The following is a 4,527-nucleotide window of genomic DNA, read 5'->3' on the forward strand; positions in this document are numbered from 1 at the left end:
CTCTTGGCGCTCTTGGCGCTCTTGGCGCTCTTGGCCCCGTGCGGCGGGCCGGGCCAGGCGAGCGCGGCGCGTTCGGCATCGGTCAGCAGGCCCTCGGGCGGGGCGCTGAGGACCTCGTACAGCACGTCCTCGGGGCGGACGGCGGGCCAGGTCGCGTCGAGCGCCGGGGTGAGCGCCCGGCCGATCCGGCGTTCCCAGGCGGCGTCGCAGGTCTGGCCGCGGGCCTCGGCCTGCCGCCGCATCGCCGCCACCATTCTGGCCCTGACGCGTTCGCGCCCGACCCCGTACGGGAGCGCGGCCCGCCTGGTGTCCTCCACGATGCGGCGCAGCTCGTCCTCGCCGACGCGCCAGCGGTAGGAGCCGTCGGCCACCACGGCGGGCTCGGCGGGCCTGCGGATGCGGCCGTACAGCGCGCGGCGCAGCACCTCGGCCATCCGGACGTCGTGCTTGACCGCCGCGGCCGCCGCGGAGTCGACGGCCCGTACGGGGTAGGCGCCGAGCAGCCCTTCCAGGGTGGTCTGCTCGACGTCCACCTCGCCGAGCGCGGGCAGCACGGCCGAGATGTAGCCGAGGAAGGTCCGGTTCGGGCCGAGCACCAGGACGCCGGAGCGTTCGAGGCGGCGGCGGTGGGCGTACAGCAGGTAGGCGGCCCGGTGCAGGCCGACGGCGGTCTTGCCGGTGCCGGGGGCGCCCTGGACGCAGATGGTGGTGTCGAGGTCGGCGCGGACGAGGTCGTCCTGCTCGGGCTGGATGGTGGCGACGATGTCGCGCATCGGGCCGACGCGGGGGCGTTCGATCTCGGCGGCCAGGAGCGCCCCGCCGCCCTCCTCCCCCGCGCCGAGACGCTCGTCCTCGTAGCCGGTCAGCGTGCTGCCCGACCAGCCGAAACGGCGGCGCACCTCGACGCCCTGGGGGTCGCGGGCGCCGGCGCGGTAGAAGGCGCGCGCCACGGGCGCGCACCAGCCGATCACCACCGGCGGTCCGCCGTGCTCGCCGGCGATGTGCCGCCGGCCGATGTGGTACGCCCGCCCGCGGTGCTCGGCCGAGTCCTGGCCGAAGTCGAGCCGGCCGAAGAACGGCGGCCCGTCGGGCTCCTCGCTCAGCTCCTTGGCCAGGCTCTTGAGATGGCGGCCGAGCCGCTCCGCGCTGTAGCGGTCGCCGGCGACGGTCTCGCCGACGATCACGTTCTCCCGCGCGCCCTCCAGCATCCTGCGCAGCCCCGCCCTGCACCGTTCGACGTGACGCCGTTCGTCGTCGAGCGTTCCCATGCCCACCCCCAAAAGCGTTAACTCGGTTAAGACATTGACCAGGTTAACACTTTGATAGGGTGCGGTCATGACGGGACTGCGGGAGCTGCAGCGGCAGCGGGTGCACGAGGCCATCTCGACGGCGGCGATCACGCTCTTCCTGGAACGCGGCTTCGACGAGGTGCCGGTGACCGAGATCGCGGCGGCGGCCGGGGTGTCCAAGCCGACACTGTTCAAGTACTTCCCGACCAAGGAGGACCTCGTCCTGCACCGGTTCGCCGACCACAAGGGCGAGGCCGCCCGCGTGGTGCGCGGCCGGGCGCCCGGCGAGCACCCGGTCGCGGCGCTGCGCCGCCACCACCTCGACGGCCTGGCCGCCCACGACCCGGTCACCGGGCTCAACGACCACCCCGAGGTGCTGGCCTTCCACCGCATGGTGTTCGACACGCCCAGCCTGGCCGTCCGCCTGTTCCACCACATGACCCAGGACGAGGCCGAGCTGGCCGAGGCCCTGGCCGAGAGCATGGACGAGCTGACCGCCGCGCTGCTGGCGGCCCAGGCGCTGGCCGTGCAGCGGGTGCTGGCCCGCCGCACCTGGGCGCAGCTCGCCGGGGGCCGGCCCCTGACCGAGGCCGAGGCCGACGCGGTGCGCGCCGCCGAACACGCCTACGCCCTGCTCATGGACGGCCCCGCCGGCCCCTGAGCTCCGGCGCGCAGGTCACGCGCGCCCCATCCGGCGGGCACGATTACCTCCAACGCCAGAGGCTGTGCTTAACTCGGAAATGCCGATGTGGCTGTGTCCCCCGGGCCGCAAATTACCGCCTTCACGGAATACCGTTCGGCTGGAACCGTGTTGTGCACCTCGCCGAGGAGGCGACCACCACATCGGCCTTAAAGCTTTCCGGGCGTCCCGCTGCCTTAGGGTGGCAAGGTTGACTGCCCATGATCCAGGAGAGCCCGTTGCTGTACGAAGTGGTCAAGTTCGCCGCCGCGCCGCTCGCCCACGCGATGTGCCGGCCGCACATCACCGGCGCCGCGAACGTCCCGAGGGTCGGCCCGGCCATCCTGGCGGCCAACCACCTCTCCGTGCTCGACTCCTTCCTGCTGCCCGCGCTGCTCCCCCGGCGCGTCACGTTCACCGCCAAGAACGAGTACTTCGACGGCAACCCCGTCTCCGGCTTCTTCATGCGCCTGGGCGGCAGCCTGCCGATCGACCGCGAGAGCGCCCACGCCGCCCAGGCCATGCTCGACGCCGCCGCCGAGCTGCTGGAGCGCGGCGAGCTGTTCGGCATCCACCCCGAGGGCACCCGCTCCCCCGACGGCCGCCTCTACCGCGGCAAGGTCGGCGTGGCCTGGCTGGCGCTCAAGACGGGCGCGCCCGTGCTGCCGGTGGCGCTCAAGGGCACCGAGAAGGTGCTGCCGGTCGGGGCCAAGGTGCCCAGGCCCGCCAAGATCGGCATCTCCATCGGCCGGCCCATGCGCTTCGAGGGCGACCACACCAAGGCGCGCGACCGGCGCCGGGTCACCGACGAGGTCATGGAGGCCGTCCAGAAGCTGTCCGGGCAGGAGTACGTGCCCGCGTACGCCTCCAGCTTCAAGACCGCCAATGGAACGACGTGACCGGTCACCGCTAGGCTCTGACACCTGACGTCGAGGACCAGGGGGCTGACCAGTGGCGCGGGGCCGTACCATCGCGATCGTGTCGGTGTCCGCCGTGCTCGTGGCGGGGGCCGCGGGCGGGGGCGCCTACTACCTGCTGCGCACCAAGGGCACACCGGGCGAGACGGCGCAGCGCTTCGCCGCCGCCTGGCAGGCCGGCGACAAGGCCGCCATGACCGCCGAGCTGGCCACCCAGCAGCAGCTCACCGCCTACGACCAGCAGCGCGCCGCGCTCGGCGTCGAGTCGGCCACGGTCAAGCTGGGGCGGGTCGTCGAGGGCGACGGCCGGGCCAAGGTCCCCTACACCGCGACCCTGGCGCTGAAGAACATCGGCTCCTGGTCCTACGACGGGCAGCTCGACCTCGTGGTGGCCGACCGCATGTGGAAGGTCGACTGGCGGCCGTCCACGCTGCACCCGCAGCTGACCCCGGGGGCGGCGTTCGCCGTCAAGACGAGCTGGCCGCAGCGCGCGCAGATCACCGACGCCGACGGCGGCCGCATCGACACCGGCACGTCCGGCGGCTCGGTGCAGCAGCTCGTCGGCTACCTCGACAAGGCCACCAAGAAGGACGTCGCCAAGCTCGGCGCCTCCTACAAGCCGGGGCAGGCGATCGGGCGCGGCGGCCTGCAGGAGACGTTCCAGAAGCGGCTGGCCGGCACCCCCACCACCCAGATCCAGCTCGGCGGCAAGACCCTCGGTACCATCGAGGGCACCGACGGCAAGCCCGTGGAGACCTCGCTCGACCCGCGGGCGCAGGCGGCGGCCGTCACCGCGGTCAAGGACGTCCCCAAGCCCACCTCCATGGTCGCCATCCGGCCCTCCACGGGCGAGATCCTGGCCGTGGTCAACAACCAGGGCGGCTTCAACCGGGCCCTCGACGGCCGCTACCCGCCCGGCTCCACGTTCAAGGCGGTCACCGCGATCGGCCTGCTGGCGGCCGGCCTGTCGCCCAGCGACAAGGTCACCTGCCCGATGTACGCCACCGTCGGCGGGCTGAAGATCCGCAACTCGGAGAAGGAGGAGTTCGGCTCGCTGTCATTCCTCGACTCCTTCGCCCACTCGTGCAACACCACCTTCGCGCCGCTGGCCGAACAGCGGCTCGGCGCCGACAAGCTGCTCAAGACGGCGGAAGGCGTCGGCTTCAACCAGCCGCTCAACATCGGCGTGCCGGCCACGAAGGCCAGCTTCCCGCGGGCCCAGTCCGACGCCGAGCTGGCCGCCGAGTCCTTCGGCCAGGCCAGGATCACCGCGAGCCCGCTGTCGATGGCCTCGGTCGCCGCCGCCATCGCCAACGGCACGTGGCGGCCGCCCACGCTGGTGCCCTCGCTCAAGCAGAAGGCCGGCGAGCAGGCGCTGCCCAAGGGGGTCAAGGAGCAGTTGCACAGCATGATGGCGGCCGTGGTCTCCAAGGGCACCGCCAGGGCCAGCGGCCTGCCCGCCGGCACGCATGGCAAGACCGGCACGGCCGAGTTCGGCACCGGCGACAAGCTCGACACCCACGCCTGGTTCATGGGGTTCAAGGGCGACGTGGCCTTCGCGGTGGTCGTGGAGGGGGGCGGCACGGGCGGCAAGGTCGCGGCCCCGGTGGCGGCGACCTTCCTCAAGGGCCTCTGACCTCTC

General features: G+C 72.9%; 4 protein-coding genes. 3 read left to right on the plus strand and 1 reads right to left on the minus strand.

Annotated elements, in window-relative coordinates; genetic code table 11:
• On the minus strand, positions 1 to 1,268 hold a 1,268-nt coding region (locus ACWCSD_RS48365; protein WP_449925865.1), incomplete at its 3' end, for a HelD family protein.
• A gap of 67 nt (positions 1,269 to 1,335) precedes the next feature.
• Here ACWCSD_RS48365 and ACWCSD_RS48370 point away from each other — a divergent pair.
• The 3 genes from ACWCSD_RS48370 to ACWCSD_RS48380 all read left to right on the plus strand — a co-directional run bounded on the left by ACWCSD_RS48370 (position 1,336) and on the right by ACWCSD_RS48380 (position 4,521).
• Positions 1,336 to 1,950, plus strand: coding sequence for a TetR family transcriptional regulator (locus ACWCSD_RS48370; RefSeq protein ID WP_397158627.1), 615 nt, complete (start codon positions 1,336 to 1,338; stop codon positions 1,948 to 1,950).
• A gap of 239 nt (positions 1,951 to 2,189) precedes the next feature.
• Positions 2,190 to 2,867: a lysophospholipid acyltransferase family protein gene (locus ACWCSD_RS48375; RefSeq protein ID WP_387653850.1), complete on the plus strand. Its 678-nt coding sequence runs from the start codon at positions 2,190 to 2,192 to the stop codon at positions 2,865 to 2,867.
• 79 nt (positions 2,868 to 2,946) lie between these two features.
• Positions 2,947 to 4,521, plus strand: coding sequence for a penicillin-binding transpeptidase domain-containing protein (locus ACWCSD_RS48380; protein WP_397158629.1), 1,575 nt, complete (start codon positions 2,947 to 2,949; stop codon positions 4,519 to 4,521).
• Positions 4,522 to 4,527 lie beyond the last annotated feature (6 nt).

Source organism: Nonomuraea sp. NPDC001684, assembly GCF_053596515.1.